This is a genomic window from Enterobacter sp. JBIWA008, from assembly GCF_019968765.1.
In the GTDB taxonomy this organism is placed as follows: domain Bacteria; phylum Pseudomonadota; class Gammaproteobacteria; order Enterobacterales; family Enterobacteriaceae; genus Enterobacter.
This window is the reverse complement of record NZ_CP074149.1, coordinates 1,599,526-1,619,660: the sequence shown is the minus strand read 5'-3', so window position 1 is coordinate 1,619,660 and position 20,135 is coordinate 1,599,526. Positions and strand designations below refer to the sequence as shown.

The following is a 20,135-nucleotide window of genomic DNA, read 5'->3' as shown; positions in this document are numbered from 1 at the left end:
AGCGTACAATAAAGGCTCCACGTCAGTGGGGCCTTTTTAGCACCCTCTCCACCTCAGTCTCTTTTGTCCGCTATCTATACTCTATGGATATCAGCCAAAACAGACTTCAACACAGCCGGTTTTGAGCTGTGCATACACAGGCCCCGGACGGGCCGATGCTGGAGATATCAACGCAATGTCAATTATTGGTCGCATTCACTCCTTTGAATCCTGTGGCACCGTCGATGGCCCAGGCATCCGCTTTATCACCTTTTTCCAGGGCTGCCTGATGCGCTGCCTGTACTGCCATAACCGTGACACCTGGGATACGCACGGCGGTAAAGAAGTGACCGTTGAAGACTTGATGAAAGAGGTAGTGACATACCGCCACTTTATGAACGCGTCCGGCGGCGGCGTCACCGCATCCGGCGGTGAAGCCATTCTTCAGGCGGAGTTTGTGCGCGACTGGTTCCGTGCCTGCCGCAAGGAAGGCATTCATACCTGCCTCGATACCAACGGCTTTGTACGCCGCTACGATCCGGTTATCGACGAGCTGCTCGAAGTGACCGATCTGGTGATGCTCGATCTCAAACAGATGAACGATGAGATTCACCAGAACCTCGTTGGCGTCTCAAACCACCGCACGCTGGAATTTGCCAAATACATTGCCGATAAAGGCATTAAAACCTGGATCCGCTACGTGGTTGTTCCTGGCTGGTCAGATGACGACGACTCCGCGCACCGCCTGGGGGAATTTACCCGCGACATGGGCAACGTCGAGAAAATTGAGCTTCTGCCCTATCACGAGCTGGGTAAACATAAATGGGTGGCAATGGGAGAAGAGTACAAACTTGATGGCGTGAAGCCGCCCAAGAAAGAGACGATGGAACGCGTCAAAGGTATTCTTGAACAGTACGGCCACAAGGTGATGTATTAAAGAAAAGGCCCGGTGAGAACCGGGCCTTTTTATATTCTATTTAAAGACGCCGTTAATAACGGACGTCACAATGGCTGTACTCAACGCAATTAAGACCAGGTCGTCTCCGACCACGCGCCATTCATAGCCAGGGTAGGAAGGAAGCTGGCCCAGCATAGAGGCCGGCACGGTTTTCTTCGCAATGCCCGGAGGCAACGGTTTACCGCGCGCCAGGTTTTTCGCGATCCCCGGAGGCAAAGACTTGTAGCCCGTTAAGCCGTAATTCAGCGCCAGATGGCGGGCATGATCGAAACTCACGCGAGCGTCGACATCGTTACCGACATCTTTACTGCTTTTAAAGCTTTTATCCGATTTTCCAGGGTTATCCTGACCGTTATTTTGCTTATTGCTATGGTTACCAGAATTCCCGTTACCATGATTACCGCCATTGCCTTGCCCGCCACCGTTTCCGTGACCATTGCCATTCCCGTTTCCAGGATTAGCCATGACCGGAGCCGTTGCAAACGTTAACGACAACACTACGGCAAGTGCGGTAGTGGAAAAACGACGAATAGACATGATTGATGCCTTATAGTGGTAGGACTCACATGAATTATCACCTGGCGCAATAAACAAACAATAAGTAATACTCTTAGTTGTGACAGGGACAAAAAAGCCTGTCATCGACAGGCTTTTTATTAATCAGGCATGAGCCACAGGCGTTGGGTGTTCGCCAACTTTGCGCAGCAGCATTAAGAGATAAATAAACGATACGCTGGCGATCATGATAAACAACAAATTATCAGAATAATTCTGCATCAGCATCGCGGTAAACGTCGGCCCTAATAAACTGCCGATGGTATAGCTTAGTAACAGCGCCTGGTTCATTGCCACCAGCTGGTGATGTTCCACTTTCTCACAGGCCCAGGCCATCGCAACCGGATAGAGCGTAAAGCCCGCGGCCCCGAGAATAAACAGCGCAGGCGCCATCGCGGCGTTGCTGAGCATGGCAAGGCACCCCATGATAACCACGAAGACCTGAACGCGCAGCACCAGCAGGCGACCGAAGCGGTCCGCCAGACGGCCAATCGGCCACTGCCCGACGATCCCCGCACTCACCATGACCGCCATCCAGAAGCCAATTCCGGAATCGCTGACGCCCTGATGATTCAGATAAAGCGGCATCAGGCCGTAGAGCGAGCCCAGTACAATCCCCGAAATTATGCAGCCGTTAACGCCCAGACGCGCCTGACGGAGTCTGAGCATTGGCCAGACGTGGGTCGCTTCCTGATGCTCGCTATTATGGTTCACAATGCGCGTGAAGAGCAGCGGCAGGATCGCGGCAAGCACCATGCCCGTTACCCACGGCAGAACGCTCATCAGGTCGGTTGGCAGCTTGCTAACCATCAGTTGACCCAGCACGGTTCCGACATAGTAAACCATCATATAGGCTGCCAGCAGGCGTCCACGGTTACGGGAGGTGCCGCTGCACATCAACGCACTTTCAACCACCACCCAAATCATCGCGCAGCCCGCGCCAGCGATAAAGCGCCATGCCATCCAGCTCCAGAAGCCAACCATCAGGCCCAGTCCGGCACACCCGGCGGCGAAAATCAGCGAAGCCAGATAATAGCTGCGATTAAAACCAAAGCGCTTAATCAGGCTCCCGGTCACCAGCGTACCCAGCAGGTTGCCGGTAAAAAAGGACGAGCTGACCATACCCACCTGCCAGGTCGGTAAGTTTTCATGGGCGAGCCACAGCGGGACGAGCGTATTTAACACTGCGATCGCAAGGGTCAACAGAAGCAGGCCACAGAGCAACAGAAGCACTGGCCGGGTATAGGTGGTCATGGATTAAAAACCGTGAGGAAGTTCAGATTTCGTGCGCATCATGCCACTGGCAAAAACAAAGTCAATCCACTGATTTAGCCGCCTCGCACAATATGTTCCCTGTCGATTTAAAAAACTTATCCTGCTAATGCCACGCCTGCTATAGATATTAATTATGTATCTGTTTTTATTTATTAACAGTCAAAATTAAAACAAAACGACAGTCGAAAAATTTCATGATTGAAAAAAGAAAAAGCCGGGCACTCAGGCCCGGCTTGATATAACTAAATGCAAGGTTAGCTTGCGATAGCCATCCCAACGGTCATATGCAACCCGTAGAACACACCACGGCCAATCAGTTCACCCGCCAGGACCAGCACAAAGGCCAGTGACACCAGCGGCAGCGCGGGCTGATAACCTTTGAGCTGAGGGGCAATCCAGAATACCAACGCGGCGACCAGCAGAACGATGCGCCAGGCCATCAGAGAACCGTAGTCAGGCACCAGGGCAGAAGCCTGCTGGATAGAGCTGTGAATGGTTGCCAGTTCGACACCCTGCATCAGGGCGACCACCGCACTCACCACCAGCGCCAGCAGCGAAACAGCGGGCAGCAGACGCATTGCCCATCCGTCTACGCCCGCCACGCGCAGCAGCAAATAGCCCAGCAGCGGCCCGCCGATAAACATCGTCAGGAAGAAGCTCATCGGCGTCCAGACGCTGTACCAGGTTGGAACGGTATCAATAGTGTTATAGACGCGCACCATCATCCACACGAACACCACGCCCAGAACCATCGTCACGATCAGCCACAGGCTGCGCAGACCCGCAGGCAATTTCTTCGTCGCGGCCAGCAACCAGCCCAGCCCACCGACGGCAAAGAAAATTGCCCCGCTGGCAATCTCGTTACTGAGCGACGAGGCCCCCACGCGGTTCAGAGAGTTAAACGCGCGCATCGGCGAACCCAGGTGCAGCGTAGAGGCGATAAAGCCAATTCCCATCAGCACCCACAGGCCAAACATGCTCAACACCAGACGCTGCTGCTGTTCGGCATTGAGGTTCCCTTTTAACAGCGCCAGCGCGAGCACAATGAAACCGCCCGCCACGCACTGACCAAAGACCGTGAAGATCATCAGCGGCCATTCATGCCATCCACTTCCCATCTCACACCTCCTTCGGATTTGCCAGGTAGCCGGTAGTGTCACCTGTAGGACGGCTGTTGGCGTTAGGTTTAATCACAATACTCGGCTTCGTGAAGTGCGCAGACGGCAGCGGTGCAACGGCAGCAAGCTGGCCGTGTTTTTTGCGCAGCTCTTCAATAGGGCCGAAGTCCAGCGCGCGCAGCGGACAGGACTCGACGCAAATCGGTTTTTTGCCATCCGCCACGCGGGTGTGGCAACCGTCGCATTTAGTCATATGACCTTTGGCGGCGTTGTACTGCGGCGCGCCGTACGGGCACGCCATATGGCAGTACCGGCAGCCGATGCAGACATCTTCATCCACCACTACAAAACCGTCTTCACGCTTGTGCATCGCCCCGCTCGGGCAGACCTTGGTGCAGGCCGGATCTTCACAGTGGTTACAGGCAATCGACAGGTAATACGCAAAGACGTTCTGATGCCAGACGCCGTTATCTTCCTGCCAGTCGCCACCGGCGTATTCGTAAATACGGCGGAAGCTGACGTCAGGAGTCAGGTCTTTGTAATCTTTACAGGCCAGCTCACAGGTTTTGCACCCGGTGCAACGGCTGGAATCAATAAAAAATCCATACTGGGTTGTCATCGGCTACTCCTTAAACCTTTTCAACCTGGACAAGGTTTGTGTGGGATGGGTTGCCCTTCGCCAGCGGCGACGGACGCTGCGTGGTCAGCACGTTAATACTGCCCGCCTGGTCGATGCGGTTGGCATCAGGGCTGTACCAGGCCCCTTCCCCCAGCGCCACCACGCCTGGCATCATGCGCGGCGTCACTTTGGCTTCAATGTGCACCTCGCCTCGACCGTTGAAGATGCGTACGCGATCGCCATTGCTGATGCCGCGTGCTTTGGCATCCATCGGGTTGATCCACATCTCCTGACGGCAGGCGGCTTTCAGTACGTCGACGTTGCCGTAGGTGGAGTGCACGCGCGCTTTGTAGTGGAAACCGGTCAGCTGCAGCGGGAATTTCGCCGTCAGCGGATCGTTGTAGTTCTCGAAACCTGGCGTGTAGATCGGCAGCGGATCGATAACGTCCCCTTCCGGCAGCTCCCAGGTCGACGCGATTTTTGCCAGCTCTTCGGAGTAGATTTCAATTTTGCCCGACGGCGTGGTCAACGGATTCGCCTGCGGATCTTCACGGAACGCTTTGTACGCCACGTGGTGCCCTTCCGGATCGCGCTGTTTGTACATACCCTGCTTACGGAAGGTGTCGAAGTCCGGCAGGTCAGGGATAGCTTTACGAGAGAGCTCGTGCAGATGACGCATCCACCCTTCCTGAGTACGCCCTTCGGTAAACTGCTGCTCAACGCCAAGACGTTTCGCCAGCTCAGAGGTCATCTCATAGATAGTTTTGCACTCGAAGCGCGGTTTGATGGCCTGATCGGTAAAGATCACGTAGGACATGTTGCCGCAGGAAGCGTCCAGCGCGAAATCCATCTGCTCAGAGGCGGTGCAGTCCGGCAGCAGGATATCGGCATATTTCGCCGAGGAGGTCATGTGGCAGTCAATCACCACAATCATCTCGCATTTCTTGTCATCCTGCAGGATTTCATGGGTGCGGTTGATTTCAGAGTGCTGGTTAATGAGACAGTTACCGGCATAGTTCCAGATCATCTTGATCGGCACGTCCAGCTTGTCCTTGCCGCGCACGCCGTCGCGCAGGGCGGTCATTTCCGGGCCACGTTCGATCGCATCGGTCCACATAAACATGGAGATGCTGGTCTGAACCGGGTTATCAAGCGTTGGCATACGTTCAAACGGCACTTCATATGAGCCTTCGCGAGCGCCGGTGTTACCGCCGTGAATGCCCACGTTGCCGGTCAGAATGGAGAGCATGGAGATGGCACGGGTCGCGATTTCGCCGTTCGCATGACGCTGCGGTCCCCAGCCCTGGCTAATGTAGGCTGGTTTGGCTGAGCCAATCTCACGCGCCAGTTGAACGATACGCTCCACCGGGATCCCGGTGATGGTGGAAGCCCACTCCGGCGTTTTCGCCACGCCATCGCTGCCCTGACCGAGAATGTAGGCTTTGTAATGCCCGTTAGCAGGCGCGCTGGCTGGCAGGGTTTTCTCGTCATAGCCGACGCAGTATTTATCCAGGAAAGGCTGATCGACGAGGTTTTCGGTGATCATCACCCACGCCAGCGCTGAGACCAACGCCGCATCGGTACCCGGACGGATTGGGATCCACTCGTCTTCACGTCCGGCACCGGTGTCGGTATAGCGCGGATCGATAATGATCATGCGGGCATTGGATTTGGCTCGGGCCTGTTCGAGGTAATAGGTTACCCCGCCGCCGCTCATGCGGGTTTCGCCCGGGTTATTGCCGAACAGCACCACCAGCTTACTGTTTTCGATATCAGACGGGCTGTTGCCGTCCGCCCAACCACCGTAGGTATAGTTCAGGCCAGCGGCAATCTGCGCCGATGAGTAGTCGCCGTAGTGATTGAGATAACCGCCGCAACAGTTCATCAGTCGCGCCACCAGCGTTTTACCCGGTGGCCAGGAGCGTGTCAGCGTACCGCCGAGCGTCCCGGTGCCATAGTTCAGGTAGATGGATTCGTTGCCGTACTCTTTGATAAGACGCTGCATATTGGTGGCGATAATGTCGTAGGCTTCATCCCAGCTAATCCGCTCGAATTTCCCTTCCCCACGCTTACCGACGCGCTTCATCGGATATTTCAGGCGGTCCGGATTATAGACGCGGCGACGCATGGAGCGACCACGCAAACACGCACGAACCTGATGTAATCCTTCGTAGTTATCGTCCCCGGTATTGTCGGTTTCGACATATTTAATTTCACCATCCACCACATGCATACGCAGCGGACAACGGCTACCGCAGTTGACGGTACAGGCACTCCACACCACTTTTTCCGGCGTGGTGGCCGGAGACAGTGCATCTGCCGCCGACGCCAGTCGGGTAAAAGGGAGCGTGAAGGCACTACTGGCTACAGCCAGGCCGCCTATTGCCGTGGTTTTCATCAACCCACGGCGAGTGACCTCGGCAGCCATTAATGCTTCAGGCGCGTTGATTTTCATAGAGACTCACTTTGGTTGCTCACAAAGAAAAGAGAAGGCGGCGCTAACCGCTATGTAGTTTTATATATAACGAATTTTTCGTAATCAGCTTTTTTATGCTGACTTTCATTCGGAGGAGTATTACTACTTTAGAGGGAGAGGTTATTGCTTCGTATCAAATCAAAGGCATAAAAAAAGCGCCCTGAGGCGCTTTTTTGTTTTAAGACAGATTATCAGCCGATGTACTGCAGGCCTTTCATGTATGGACGCAGCACTTCAGGGATCTCAATACGACCGTCTGCCTGCTGGTAGTTTTCCAGCACGGCAACCAGCGTACGGCCCACAGCCAGACCAGAACCGTTCAGGGTATGCACCAGACGGGTTTTCTTGTCAGATTTGCTGCGGCAGCGAGCCTGCATGCGGCGCGCCTGGAAATCCCAGACGTTAGAGCAGGAGGAGATCTCACGGTAGGTATTCTGCGCAGGCACCCACACTTCCAGATCGAAGGTTTTGCAGGCGCCAAAGCCCATATCACCGGTACACAGGGCCATACGACGGTACGGGAGACCCAGCAGCTCCAGCACTTTCTCCGCGTGGCCGGTCATCTCTTCCAGCGCGTCCATGGATTCTTCAGGACGGACGATCTGCACCATCTCAACTTTGTCGAACTGGTGCATGCGGATCAGACCGCGCGTGTCACGACCATAAGAACCAGCTTCAGAACGGAAGCACGGTGAATGCGCTGTCAGCTTAATTGGCAGGTCGTCTTCATCAATGATCTCATCACGCACAAGGTTAGTCAGCGGCACTTCAGCGGTTGGGATAAGCGCGTAGTTGCTGCTGTCAGCTTCCTCGTCCAGCGGGCGGGTATGGAACAGATCGCCGGCAAATTTCGGCAGCTGACCCGTACCGTACAGCGTATCGTGGTTAACCAGATACGGCACGTAGGTTTCGCTGTAGCCATGTTGCTCGGTGTGCAGATCCAGCATGAACTGTGCCAGCGCGCGGTGCAGATGAGCAATCTGGCCTTTCATCACCACGAAGCGAGAACCGGTCAGCTTAACCGCTGCCGCAAAGTCCAGGCCCGCGTGCATTTCGCCCAGCGTCACGTGATCGCGTACTTCGAAGTCAAACTCACGAGGCGTACCCCAGCGTTTCACTTCAACGTTGTCGTTCTCATCTTTGCCGACAGGCACGCTGTCGTCAGGAATATTCGGGATAGCCAGGGCAATATCACGAATCTCGGCCTGAAGAACATCCAGCTCAGCTTTAGCCTGATCCAGTTCTTCACCCAGTTTGTTCACTTCCAGGCGTAATGGCTCAATATCTTCCCCGCGCGCTTTCGCCTGGCCGATGGATTTCGATCGAGAGTTACGCTCTGCCTGCAGATTTTCAGTTTGTACCTGCAGAACTTTACGACGCTCTTCAAGAGCGCGCAGCTTATCTACATCCAGCTTAAAGCCCCGGCGTGCCAGTTTTTCAGCGACTGCGTCTGGCTCATTACGCAGCAGATTGGGATCGAGCATGCTTATCCTGTGCTTATCGAATTAAAATAGGAAAATGTGACCACAGCCTGCGGCCACAAGGATACATTGCCAACATTACCGCAACGATTGAACTAACGGTAGCGTTTTATAGGGCTATTTTGATCCTGTCCGGCGAGCCAGGTGAGCTTTTCACCAATCTTGCCTTCAAGACCTCTGTTTGTGGGGTGATAATAGCGCGTTTGTGCCATCTCCTGCGGGAAATATTCCTCCCCGGCAGCGTAGGCATTGGGTTCATCATGAGCGTAACGATACTCCTGCCCATACCCCATCTCTTTCATCAGTTTGGTCGGCGCGTTACGCAGGTGAACCGGCACATCGTAGTCCGGACGTTCACGCGCGTCGGACATCGCCGCTTTAAAGGCGGTATAAACCGCATTGCTTTTCGGCGCGCAGGCCAGATAAACAATCGCCTGCGCAATGGCGCGTTCGCCTTCCGCAGGTCCAACGCGGGTGAAGCAGTCCCAGGCCGACAGCGCAACCTGCATGGCGCGAGGATCGGCATTGCCGACATCTTCTGACGCAATCGCCAGACAGCGACGCGCGACATATAACGGATCGCCGCCCGCAGTGATAATGCGCGCGTACCAGTAAAGCGCCGCATCCGGCGCGCTGCCGCGCACGGACTTATGCAGCGCCGAGATCAGGTCGTAAAAACGGTCGCCTTTGTTATCGAAACGCGCGCTGCGCTCCCCCGCAATTTCGGTGAGCAGTTCCGGTTTCAGCACCCGCTTCCCGGCATCGTCGATTTCGGCCATATCGGCCATCATTTCCAGCGTATTCAGCGCACGACGCGCATCGCCGTTGACCAGCTCGGCAATCGCACGACGCGTGTCGTCAGGCAGAACGATATCCTGTCCGCCGTAGCCGCGCGCTTTGTCGTCCATCGCCTGGGTGAGAACCTTTTCGATATCCTCGGTGGTGAGCGATTTGAGCAGGTAAACGCGCGCGCGGGAAAGCAGCGCCGAGTTCAGTTCAAACGACGGGTTTTCGGTGGTCGCACCGATGAAGAAGATCGTGCCGTCTTCAATATGCGGCAGGAAGGCATCCTGCTGGCTCTTGTTGAAGCGGTGGACTTCGTCCACGAAGAGGATGGTACGCCGCCCGGCGTTGCGGTTCTGCCGCGCACGCTCGATCGCCTCACGGATCTCTTTCACGCCGGAGGTGACCGCCGAGATACGTTCAACGTCCGCGTTGGCATAGCGGGCGATAACTTCTGCAAGCGTGGTCTTGCCGGTGCCAGGGGGGCCCCAGAGGATCATGGAGTGAAGATGCCCGGCCTCAATGGCGCGCGGCAATGGCTTACCGGCAGCCAGCAGATGTTGCTGGCCGATGTACTGCGCTAAATTTTCTGGCCGCATACGGGCGGCCAGAGGTTGAAACGCGTTATCTGAAAAATCGAGCGACAGATTGCCCACTCACGCCTCTTACTTATTGCGTTGGTCGTCCACCGTTACGCCCTGCGGCGGGGTAAAGGTGAATTTCGATGCATCAACGGCGCCGTTTTGCTGAGACTTGAGCTGGTAGCTGCTGCGCTGATCGTCCTGCTCAACCGCGCCAAACTGATTAATCGTACCGTTGGTGCTTACGTTAATGGTGAACTGCTTCAGGTTGCCGTTACTGCCTTTCGGCGTCAGGACAAACTCGTCACCCGTCTGTTTAATATTGTACTGCTGCCAGTCGCTGGACTGGTTACGGGCAATCAGCATAAACGGCGTATTGCTGGTGGCATCTTTCAGCCAGGTCGCCGTTGCCTGCTCAACGAACGGGTTGAAGAACCATAAGGTTTTGCCGTCAGAGACCAGGATGCTCTCATCCGGCTGGGTCATGTGCCAGTTAAACAGATTTGGGCGTTTTACCCACAAATCTCCCTGACCTTCCTGCACCGCGTTGCCGCTGCCGTCAGTCACTTTTTGCGTGAAGCTGGCGTGGAAGCTGCTTACTTTATCCAGTCGGCTTTTAAGGTCGCTGGCTGCATCAGCCCAGACGCTGCTGGCGACAAAACTGGTGAGTAATGCACAGGCGATGGCGATTTTTTTCATTGTTATTCCTTAAAATACGTCTTCCCGATATGGGGTTTCCGTCTTCTATTCTGGACCTGCCCGAAGGCAGGCGACAGAAGAAAATGCTTAATTTTGGCTGATTTACCCTTCTTTGCAATCGCTGAAGGTTAATCAAACGGCGGTGGTGCCAGCACCTCGCGGTTACCGTTATGCCCCTGCTCGCTCACAATACCCTGCGCTTCCATCTGCTCGATGATGCGCGCTGCGCGGTTATAGCCGATGCGGAACTGACGCTGCACGCCAGAGATGGACGCTTTGCGTTTTTCGGTAACGAAGTTAACCGCCTGATCGAATAACGGATCCAGCTCTTCGCCGCCGTCGAAGCCACCGCCGCCGCCTTCGCTTTCCGTGTCGCTGGTAATACCGTCAACGTATTGCGGACGACCACGCGCCTTCCAGTCCTGCACGACGGCGTGAACTTCCTCATCGCGGACGAACGCACCGTGGACACGCACCGGAGAGGTGGAGTTCGGGCCGGAATAGAGCATATCACCCATACCCAGCAGCGACTCTGCGCCGCCCTGGTCAAGAATGGTACGGGAGTCAATTTTACTGGATACGGTAAAGGCGATACGCGTCGGGATGTTCGCTTTGATAAGACCAGTGATCACGTCCACGGAAGGACGCTGGGTCGCCAGCACAAGGTGAATACCGGCCGCACGCGCTTTCTGCGCCAGACGGGCAATCAGCTCTTCTACTTTCTTACCGACGGTCATCATCAGGTCAGCGAATTCATCGACCAGCACGACGATATAAGGCAGCTTTTCCAGCACCGGATGCTGGGCATCCATGCTGTCACCCGGCTTCCAGTAAGGATCCGGGATCGGACGCCCCATGCGCACAGCCTGGGCAATTTTCTCGTTATACCCGGCCAGGTTACGCACGCCCAATGCAGACATCAGCTTGTAGCGGCGTTCCATCTCATTAACGCTCCAGCGCAGGGCGTTGGCGGCGTCCTTCATATCGGTGACCACTTCGGTCAGCAGATGCGGGATGCCTTCGTAGACCGACAGTTCGAGCATTTTCGGGTCGATCATAATGAAACGCACATCTTCCGGCTGCGCTTTATAGAGCATGCTGAGGATCATGGCGTTCACACCGACAGACTTACCGGAACCGGTGGTACCTGCTACCAGCAGGTGAGGCATTTTGGCGAGATCCGCGACTACCGGATCGCCAGCGATATCTTTACCCAGCACCACGGTCAGCGGAGATGGGTTATCGCGGAATTTGGTGTTATCCAGCACTTCACGCAGGTAGACGGTCTGACGTTTCTTGTTCGGCAGCTCAAGGCCAACGTACGGTTTGCCCGGTATCACTTCCACCACTCGCACCGCAACGGTCGAGAGAGAACGCGCCAGGTCGCGGGACAGGTTGGAAATACGCGCGGCTTTAACGCCGGGCGCCAGGTTCAGTTCAAAACGGGTGATCACAGGACCCGGCGAGTAGTTCACCACGTCCGCTTTGATGCGGAAGTCAGCCAGACGCGCTTCCACCAGACGCGCCATCTGCTCCAGCGCGAAGGTATCGACCGGCTCCACTTCTGACGGCGGAGGCGTTAACAGATCCAGAGACGGCAGCGGCGTGCTTGGACGCTGCAGCGGACGGCTGTCACCGTTACGCATCAGCAGAGGGTGAATCAGACTTTCCTGCGGCTGAGGCGCAGGCTGCTGGAACTGCGGCGGCTGTGGTGGCTGTGGTGGCTGCTGCGGTTGCTGAACAGGTTGATGCGGCTGCGCATACGGCTGCTGAACAGGCTGCTGCGGCTGCGCGTAGGCCTGTGATGCTGGCTGCTGGCGCACAGGCTCAGCTTCCGGCATCACGCTAGGGGTAAATAAAGGCTCGCTCGGGCCATCATCCACCAGATCCTTCATCGGCGAGAATTCAAAATCAGACAGCGAGAACGGATTTGCACCAGCCGGTTGTTCACCTGAATAGCGCTGCTGCTGGGTGGCGGCAAACTGGCGCGCCAGTTCTGCTTCAGCCGCGTCCTCTTCGTCTTCCAGCATAGGTTCATCGTGCTGGTATTCATTACCGTAGCGCTGATTCTGCTGCGCGGCGAACTGACGGGCCAGCTCGTCCTGCTGCATTTCATCGGCGTCATCTTCGTACTCAGGCTCGCGCGCTTTCTCTTCCGCCATACGCTGGGAAGGCAGCTTGATGCCATAAGAGGCAAGCTCACGACGGGTTGGAACGCGAACGCGGTTAGGGCGAGGCAGTTGCGGACCAATCCCCTCTTTCACCTGAGGACGTGGCGCGCCACTGGTTGCCAGGCTAAAAACAGGTGCAGCCACGGCAGCGGCCGCGGTAGCCTGCTTCACGCTTTCCGCTACGGGTGCGACTGCAGGCGTCGGGTCGATCGGTGGAACGGAAACAGAAGGCGCTTTCGTCACCGGCTCCTGCACCGGTTCAGGCACAGGCTGGTACCAGGCCGCCAGCTGCTCGCGTTCACGCGCGCGACGCTCTTCAACTTCTTCAAAATAGTACATCGGCGGACGAGAGGGTTTTACCTCTTCCACGATTTCAGGTTCAGGCTGCGGCTCTACATAAGGCTGCACAGGTTCAACCGGTTCAGGCACATACTCCTGATAAGGTTGGGCCACAGGCTGTTCATAGTGCGGGTACTCTTGTGGTTCATACGAAGGCTGCGGCGGCTGATATGGCTGCTGCCACTGCTCCTGCTGCACAGGGATGTAGCTCTCTGGTTCAGGTGCGATAACCGGCTCCGGCGTGTGAACGCCTGGCGCAGTCTGCCAGTCAACCTGAGGCTGCTGAATAACGGATTCCGGCGGCGAAACCGGCGCGGATGGCATCACGGCATCGACAGGCGCGGCATACGCCTGCGCAGCGGTCGTCGCGGCTGCGGCGGCTGCAACCGGCTCGGTAACCGAGTGGCCATTTAACAGCGGATCGTATTCGTCGAAGTCACCCGGAGTGGCCCGGCTGCCGGAGAAGAGCACATCGTCAGGATCGACGGCGACACCCGCCGCGCGATACGCCACCTGCTCGTCTTCATCCATGCGTTTACCGGAGAAGAGCGCCGCATCGGTTTTACGACCCAGCGGGTTGGCAAATTTCTCTGCAACACGCTGACGACGCGCCAGCGCGCCGCGCAGAATACGCGCACGACGAGACTCGCGACGCTGCACAGGCGCGTCATCTTCCTCTTCATCTTCGTATTCGTCTTCATCAACCCACGTATCGTCACGGCGGGTACGGTTGCTGGCGAAAGTCAGAATGGTGAGGATAAAACTACCGATCTTCTCAGCAATGCTTACCCAGGACCAGCCGGTAAACAGCGTCAGCCCGGCAGCCCAGATGCACAGCAGCGCCAGCGTGCCGCCGCTGCTGTGCAGCATCGGCTGCAGCGCAGAACTGAGTAAACTGCCGATCACTCCGCCAGAGGCGAAGTACCAGATATCATCCGCATTGATTGCCGCCAGCCCGCACGAGGTGAGGATCAGCGCCAGCGCGCCAATCAGGCGCAGCGACACGGCAAAATAGTCGATGTAATCATCGTTCTGACGATGACGCCACGCAAACCAGCATCCGCCAATGATAATGACGGGAAGGGTGTAGGCCATCACACCGAAAATGAAGAACAGCGTGTCCGCAAGCCAGGCACCGGGGACACCGCCTAAATTATGGATAGGCTCATGCCATGCAGTTTGTGACCAGCTGGGATCTGAGGGGTTGAAACTGAGTAAGGCTGCCATCAGCCAGACGGCAAAAAGGGCAATAACAATCAGCAAAGCCTCGAGGAGACGACGTCCGCTGCTTAGCTTCGATAGTGTGACTTCTTTGTCTTCAGTGTATTCCTGGCTCAAAAAAGGCTCTCCAGGTATCAGGCATATCCTGCCTTTTTGCTAAAACGGACAACAGCGCCGGGACTCCCCGGCACTGTTGCTGTATGGATTAACAGGAGTGTAATCAAACTACGCTGATTTTGCACCTGTTCCGTGTTAGCGCGTCTTAATAACCAGACGATTGCTCTGTTTGACCTCTTCCATCACCACATATGTACGGGTGTCGTTCACGCCTGGCAGACGCAGCAGGGTTTCCCCCAGCAGCTTACGGTAGGCGGACATATCAGGCACACGGGTTTTCAACAGGTAGTCGAAATCACCGGACACCAGGTGACACTCTTGAATTTCTTCAAGTTTTTGTACAGCGGCGTTAAATTGCTCAAACACATCCGGCGCACCACGATTCAGAGTAATCTCAACAAATACCAGAAGTGAGGCATCCAGATAATGCGGGTTCAGCAGAGCAGTATAGCCCTGAATGAAACCCTGTCTTTCCAGTCGGCGCACACGCTCAAGGCACGGCGTCGGGGAAAGTCCCACACGTTTTGAAAGCTCGACGTTGGAAATACGCCCATCCTTTTGCAATTCATTAAGAATGTTACGATCGATACGGTCGAGATCTTTGCCAGGGCGCTTCTTGCTATCTACCATTATTATTGTCTCTCTGTATTCCTTCCCTACTCCTGCCTGGACCCTGTGCACATCACTGTTCAGAGCCTGTACCCGTTAGTCATCACATCGCCTGGTTTTGTATTAGACGCGATGCGGATTCGGGTTCTGTTGGTAAGAAGACCGTTGCCCGAAGGCTGTCACCGACATCACGTATGGCGTCTGTCCACGCCATGCGTAGATTTCACTGACCCGGTAAAAATGGCATTTACGTGCATGCCTATGCGGCATACGGTTAACGCGGTTTTTTTTCTTCCTTGAATGTTTTCGCAAAAGCGCAGGGGATTGTCAAAGCAAAACATCGTTTTTTAGTACAACATGCCGGATATTCATTACGGCAGGGTATTAATCCTCATTTTATTGCCTTACAAACGACCGTTTTTCAGGCGAAAGCGTGATGTTATGGCGCATCATTCATCGCCCGTGGCTATTACACAGATTGATATCAAAATTGCTGCGCTCTTTTTTTACGACAACAAATTCCCTACAATCCAGCCAAATGTCTGCCAACAACAATGGGGATCTCATGGGCACGGCCAAACACAGTAAGCTGCTAATCCTTGGTTCTGGACCTGCGGGATATACCGCAGCGGTCTATGCTGCACGCGCTAACCTGCACCCGGTACTCATCACCGGCATGGAAAAAGGCGGTCAGCTGACCACCACCACCGAAGTAGAAAACTGGCCAGGGGACCCGAACGACCTGACCGGGCCGCTGCTGATGGAACGTATGCACGAGCATGCCGCTAAATTCGAAACCGAAATTCTGTTCGACCACATCAATAAGGTCGATCTGCAGAACCGTCCGTTCCGCCTGACGGGCGACAGCGGCGAATACACCTGCGACGCGCTGATCATCGCCACCGGCGCTTCTGCCCGTTACCTTGGTCTGCCATCCGAAGAAGCATTCAAAGGCCGCGGCGTCTCTGCCTGCGCAACCTGTGACGGTTTCTTCTACCGCAATCAGAAAGTCGCGGTCATCGGCGGCGGCAACACCGCAGTAGAAGAAGCGCTCTACCTGGCGAACATTGCCTCTGAAGTGCACCTGATCCACCGTCGCGAAACCTTCCGCGCGGAGAAGATCCTGATCAAACGTCTGATGGATAAAGTGGCAAGCGGCAACATCGTGCTGCACACCAACCGTACCCTGGAAGAGGTGACGGGCGACCAGATGGGCGTTGCCGGTCTGCGTATCCGTGATACCCAGAACACCGATAACGTCGAAACGCTGGAAGTGGCGGGTCTGTTTGTGGCGATCGGTCACAGCCCAAACACCGCGATCTTCGACGGTCAGCTGGAGCTGGAAAACGGCTACATCAAAGTGCAGTCGGGTATTCACGGTAACGCGACCCAGACCAGCATCCCGGGCGTGTTCGCGGCTGGCGACGTGATGGACCATATTTATCGTCAGGCGATTACCTCGGCTGGGACCGGCTGTATGGCCGCGCTGGACGCTGAACGCTACCTCGATGGACTGGCTGAACAAGGTAAATAATCTTTACAAGTCAGTAACAAACGTAAATAAAGGCGGCGATAAGTCGCCTTTATTGTCTCCCCGTTGTAACATTGCGCTGCCCAATTTCTAATAACGTCACCTGCAAAGTACGCAATGGAAAAAACCCGTCAACAAGAGTTAACACGCTGGCTGAAACAGCAAAGCGTTATTTCCCGCCGCTGGCTTACGATTTCCCGTCTCCTGGGATTCGTTAGCGGTCTCTTGATTGTTGCCCAGGCATGGCTGCTGGCCCGCATTCTTAATCACATGATCATGGAGAACATTCCTCGCGAAGCGCTGTTGTTGCCCTTTATTGTCCTGATCCTGGTTTTTGTCCTGCGTGCCTGGGTGGTGTGGCTGCGTGAGCGCGTCGGTTTTCACGCCGGACAGCACATACGATACGAGATACGCCGTCAGGTGCTCGATCGCCTTCAGGAAGCCGGGCCCGCGTGGATCCAGGGTAAACCGGCCGGTAGCTGGGCGACGCTGATCCTTGAGCAGATTGACGATATGCACGACTACTATGCGCGCTATCTGCCGCAGATGGCTCTTGCCGTCTTCGTTCCGCTGCTGATCGTGATCGCCATCTTCCCGGTGAACTGGATGGCTGCGCTGATTCTGATGGGCACCGCCCCGCTGATCCCGCTGTTTATGGCGCTGGTTGGCATGGGGGCAGCGGATGCCAACCGCCGTAACTTCCTGGCATTGGGTCGCCTGAGCGGCCATTTCCTCGATCGTCTTCGCGGCATGGAGACGTTACGCATTTTTGGCCGCGGTGAAGCGGAAACCGAAAACATTCGCCAGGCATCGCAGGACTTCCGTCAGCGCACCATGGAAGTGTTACGCCTCGCCTTCTTGTCTTCCGGCGTGCTTGAATTCTTTACCTCGCTGTCGATTGCCCTCGTGGCGGTCTACTTCGGCTTCTCCTACCTCGGCGCGCTGGATTTCGGCCATTACGGCACGGCGGTGACCCTTTCTGCCGGGTTTCTGGCGCTGATCCTGGCTCCGGAGTTTTTCCAGCCGCTTCGCGATCTGGGAACCTTCTATCACGCCAAAGCCCAGGCGGTTGGCGCAGCCGATAGCCTTAAAACGTTCCTGGAAACGCCGCTGGCACACCCGGAGCGGGGTGACGTGACGCTGAATGCTAAAGATCCCGTTACCATTGAAGCGCAGGACTTTTCCATTCTGTCACCCGAAGGCAAAGTGCTCGCAGGTCCACTGAACTTTACCTTACCTGCAGGACAACGCGTGGTGCTCGTCGGCACCAGCGGTTCCGGGAAAAGCTCTCTGCTGAATGCGCTATCCGGTTTTATGGCCTACACGGGTTCACTGCGAATCAACAAAACCGAACTGCGCAACCTCGATCCTGACGCCTGGCGTAAACAGCTCAGTTGGGTGGGCCAAAACCCGCAGCTTCCCGCCTCTACGCTGCGTGAAAACGTCCTGCTGGCGCGCCCGGATGCGCGTGAAGATGAACTGCAATCGGTTCTCGACCGTGCCTGGGTCAGCGAGTTTCTGCCGCTGCTCCCGCAAGGGGTGGATACCGTGGTCGGCGACCAGTCCGCCGGGCTGTCGGTCGGACAGGCACAACGCGTAGCCGTTGCCCGCGCGCTGCTTAACCCATGCCAGCTGATGCTGCTGGATGAGCCCGCCGCCAGCCTGGATGCTCATAGCGAGCAGCGGGTAATGGAGGCCCTGAACGCCGCCTCCCGGCAGCAAACCACCCTGATGGTCACCCATCAGCTGGAAGGCATTGCCGACTGGGACCAGATCTGGGTCATGGAGAACGGCCGTATTGTTGAGCAAGGCGATTACGCCTCTCTCGTTGCCGCGCAGGGACCGTTTACCGCCCTGCTGGCGAACCGTCAGGAGGACATCTGATGCGTGCTCTGCTGCCTTATCTTGCGCTCTATAAACGCCACAAATGGATGCTGACGCTGGGGATTGTGCTGGCAATTGTCACACTGCTCGCCAGCATCGGACTGCTCACGCTTTCCGGCTGGTTCCTGTCGGCCTCGGCCGTCGCAGGGTTCGCAGGATTATACAGCTTCAACTATATGCTTCCGGCTGCCGGGGTTCGCGGTACCGCCATCACCCGTACTGCCGGACGCTATTTCGAACGGCTGGTCAGCCACGACGCCACTTTCCGCGTGCTGCAGCACCTGCGCATCTACACGTTCAGCAAGCTGCTGCCCCTCTCCCCTGCCGGGCTGGCGCGTTTTCGTCAGGGCGAGTTGCTCAACCGCGTCGTGGCGGATGTCGACACCCTGGATCACCTTTACCTGCGCGTGATTTCCCCGATCGTGGGCGCGTTTGTGGTGATTGTGGTGGTCACACTGGGGCTGTCTGTTCTGGATGTTCCCGTTGCGCTAACGCTGGGCGGGATCATGCTGCTGACGCTCATCATTCTTCCGCCGCTGTTTTACCGCGCCGGGAAAACCACAGGGGAAAATCTTACGCGTCTTCGCGGGGACTACCGCCAGCAGCTGACCTCCTGGCTTCAGGGTCAGGCCGAGCTGACCATTTTTGGCGCCAGCAAGCGCTATCGCGCGCGCATGGAAAGTACAGAGCTAAACTGGCATGAGGCCCAGCGCCGCCAGTCGGAACTGACAGCCTTTTCTCAGGCGCTGATGATGCTCATCGGCGGCGTGGCCGTAATTGCCATGCTGTGGCTGGCGTCCGGCGATATCGGGGGGAATTCACAGCCGGGTCCTCTTATTGCCCTTTTCGTATTCTGCGCGCTGGCGGCGTTCGAGGCGCTGGCCCCGGTGACGGGCGCCTTCCAGCATCTGGGTCAGGTGATCGCCTCTGCCCTGCGCATCACCCAGATTGCCGAGCAGGAGCCTGAAGTCACGTTCAGTGCCGCGCAAACCGCTGTACCAGAGCAGGTTGCGTTGACGCTTGAAGATGTCACCTTCGCCTATGACAAACAGGCGCAGAACGCCCTGGACGGTATCAATCTGTCAGTTAATGCGGGACAGCGGATTGCGATTCTCGGCCGTACCGGCTGCGGTAAATCGACGCTGCTGCAGTTGCTGACCCGCGCATGGGATCCGCAGCGCGGTCATATTCGTTTTAATAATACGTTACTGACCGATTTCAGCGAACAGGCCCTGCGCAAGACCGTGAGTGTGGTTCCACAGCGCGTGCATTTGTTTAGCGCCACCCTGCGCGATAACCTGCTGCTGGCCGCACCAGAGGACTCTGATGATGCGCTTCGCACCGTGCTGGAGCAGGTTGGACTGCAAAAACTTCTTGAGAACGATGGGCTAAACAGCTGGCTGGGCGAAGGCGGTCGTCAGCTGTCCGGCGGTGAACTGCGCCGGCTGGCAATCGCGCGCGCGCTGCTGCACGATGCGCCGCTGATGCTGCTCGACGAACCCACCGAAGGGCTGGATGCCACAACCGAGAGCCAAATACTTGATTTACTCGCGAATGTTATGACCGACAAAACCGTGCTGATGGTCACACACCGCCTGCGCGGACTGGCGAGTTTTGATCAGATAATTGTGATGGACAACGGACACATTATTGAGCAAGGTAGTCACGCAGAGCTGTTGGCAAAACAGGGTCGCTACTACCAGTTTAAACAACGTCTGTAGACTATATTTGTAGCGTCC

14 protein-coding genes are annotated in these 20,135 nt (G+C 56.2%); 4 read left to right on the top strand and 10 right to left on the bottom strand.

The annotated features are described in order from the left end of the window. The first annotated feature begins 175 nt into the window (after positions 1-175). Positions 176-916, top strand: coding sequence for a pyruvate formate lyase 1-activating protein (gene pflA / locus KGP24_RS07820; protein ID WP_010429226.1), 741 nt, complete (start codon positions 176-178; stop codon positions 914-916). Positions 917-952: 36 nt separating this feature from the next. Here pflA and KGP24_RS07815 read toward each other — a convergent pair whose 3' ends face one another. From KGP24_RS07815 to lrp, 10 genes are all read right to left on the bottom strand, one after another. Beyond that, on the bottom strand, positions 953-1,474 hold the full coding sequence (locus tag KGP24_RS07815; RefSeq protein ID WP_223562921.1) for an anti-virulence regulator CigR family protein: 522 nt from the start codon (positions 1,472-1,474) through the stop codon (positions 953-955). 123 nt (positions 1,475-1,597) lie between these two features. Beyond that, positions 1,598-2,746, bottom strand: coding sequence for an MFS transporter (locus KGP24_RS07810; protein ID WP_223562920.1), 1,149 nt, complete (start codon positions 2,744-2,746; stop codon positions 1,598-1,600). 275 nt (positions 2,747-3,021) lie between these two features. Further along, the gene (locus KGP24_RS07805) at positions 3,022-3,885 is read right to left on the bottom strand and encodes a dimethyl sulfoxide reductase anchor subunit family protein (protein ID WP_223562919.1); all 864 of its coding nucleotides are present in this window, start codon (positions 3,883-3,885) and stop codon (positions 3,022-3,024) included. 1 nt (position 3,886) lies between these two features. Then, positions 3,887-4,504, bottom strand: a complete 618-nt coding sequence (locus KGP24_RS07800; protein WP_032658209.1) for a DMSO/selenate family reductase complex B subunit — start codon at positions 4,502-4,504, stop codon at positions 3,887-3,889. Positions 4,505-4,514: 10 nt separating this feature from the next. Beyond that, positions 4,515-6,959 carry a dimethylsulfoxide reductase subunit A gene (dmsA, locus tag KGP24_RS07795; protein WP_193940119.1) on the bottom strand — a complete coding sequence of 815 codons (2,445 nt, stop codon included), beginning with the start codon at positions 6,957-6,959 and terminating at the stop codon, positions 4,515-4,517. A 212-nt stretch (positions 6,960-7,171) separates the two neighbouring features. Next, complete coding sequence (gene serS, locus KGP24_RS07790; protein WP_045908394.1) at positions 7,172-8,464, bottom strand: serine--tRNA ligase; 1,293 nt, start codon at positions 8,462-8,464, stop codon at positions 7,172-7,174. Positions 8,465-8,556: 92 nt separating this feature from the next. After that, on the bottom strand, positions 8,557-9,900 hold the full coding sequence (gene rarA, locus KGP24_RS07785; protein ID WP_033145084.1) for a replication-associated recombination protein RarA: 1,344 nt from the start codon (positions 9,898-9,900) through the stop codon (positions 8,557-8,559). A 9-nt stretch (positions 9,901-9,909) separates the two neighbouring features. Beyond that, a complete protein-coding gene (gene lolA, locus KGP24_RS07780; RefSeq protein ID WP_023310983.1) occupies positions 9,910-10,524 on the bottom strand; it encodes an outer membrane lipoprotein chaperone LolA in 615 nt (204 codons plus the stop codon). 128 nt (positions 10,525-10,652) lie between these two features. Beyond that, entirely contained in the window at positions 10,653-14,372 is a 3,720-nt protein-coding gene (gene ftsK / locus KGP24_RS07775) for a DNA translocase FtsK (protein WP_223562918.1), read from the bottom strand. A 135-nt stretch (positions 14,373-14,507) separates the two neighbouring features. Continuing rightward, positions 14,508-15,002, bottom strand: a complete 495-nt coding sequence (lrp, locus tag KGP24_RS07770) for a leucine-responsive transcriptional regulator Lrp (protein ID WP_000228469.1) — start codon at positions 15,000-15,002, stop codon at positions 14,508-14,510. A 544-nt stretch (positions 15,003-15,546) separates the two neighbouring features. On the opposite strand from lrp, the gene trxB reads away from it, so the two are divergent. From trxB to cydC, 3 genes are all read left to right on the top strand, one after another. Further along, positions 15,547-16,515 carry a thioredoxin-disulfide reductase gene (gene trxB / locus KGP24_RS07765; RefSeq protein ID WP_032638969.1) on the top strand — a complete coding sequence of 323 codons (969 nt, stop codon included), beginning with the start codon at positions 15,547-15,549 and terminating at the stop codon, positions 16,513-16,515. A gap of 114 nt (positions 16,516-16,629) precedes the next feature. Beyond that, positions 16,630-18,396: a cysteine/glutathione ABC transporter permease/ATP-binding protein CydD gene (gene cydD / locus KGP24_RS07760; protein ID WP_223562917.1), complete on the top strand. Its 1,767-nt coding sequence runs from the start codon at positions 16,630-16,632 to the stop codon at positions 18,394-18,396. Next, positions 18,396-20,117: a cysteine/glutathione ABC transporter ATP-binding protein/permease CydC gene (gene cydC, locus KGP24_RS07755; protein WP_223562916.1), complete on the top strand. Its 1,722-nt coding sequence runs from the start codon at positions 18,396-18,398 to the stop codon at positions 20,115-20,117. Before cydD ends, cydC begins: the two co-directional genes overlap by 1 nt. The last annotated feature ends 18 nt before the right edge of the window (positions 20,118-20,135 follow it).

Bases quoted from the DNA above. Each gene is read 5' to 3' on its own strand.
- KGP24_RS07800 (WP_032658209.1), bottom strand. From the start codon at position 4,504: ATGACAACCCAGTATGGATTTTTTATTGATTCCAGCCGTTGCACCGGG.
- pflA (WP_010429226.1), top strand. From the start codon at position 176: ATGTCAATTATTGGTCGCATTCACTCCTTTGAATCCTGTGGCACCGTC.
- lrp (WP_000228469.1), bottom strand. From the start codon at position 15,002: ATGGTAGATAGCAAGAAGCGCCCTGGCAAAGATCTCGACCGTATCGAT.
- cydC (WP_223562916.1), top strand. From the start codon at position 18,396: ATGCGTGCTCTGCTGCCTTATCTTGCGCTCTATAAACGCCACAAATGG.
- dmsA (WP_193940119.1), bottom strand. From the start codon at position 6,959: ATGAAAATCAACGCGCCTGAAGCATTAATGGCTGCCGAGGTCACTCGC.
- lolA (WP_023310983.1), bottom strand. From the start codon at position 10,524: ATGAAAAAAATCGCCATCGCCTGTGCATTACTCACCAGTTTTGTCGCC.
- trxB (WP_032638969.1), top strand. From the start codon at position 15,547: ATGGGCACGGCCAAACACAGTAAGCTGCTAATCCTTGGTTCTGGACCT.
- cydD (WP_223562917.1), top strand. From the start codon at position 16,630: ATGGAAAAAACCCGTCAACAAGAGTTAACACGCTGGCTGAAACAGCAA.
- serS (WP_045908394.1), bottom strand. From the start codon at position 8,464: ATGCTCGATCCCAATCTGCTGCGTAATGAGCCAGACGCAGTCGCTGAA.
- KGP24_RS07810 (WP_223562920.1), bottom strand. From the start codon at position 2,746: ATGACCACCTATACCCGGCCAGTGCTTCTGTTGCTCTGTGGCCTGCTT.
- KGP24_RS07805 (WP_223562919.1), bottom strand. From the start codon at position 3,885: ATGGGAAGTGGATGGCATGAATGGCCGCTGATGATCTTCACGGTCTTT.
- KGP24_RS07815 (WP_223562921.1), bottom strand. From the start codon at position 1,474: ATGTCTATTCGTCGTTTTTCCACTACCGCACTTGCCGTAGTGTTGTCG.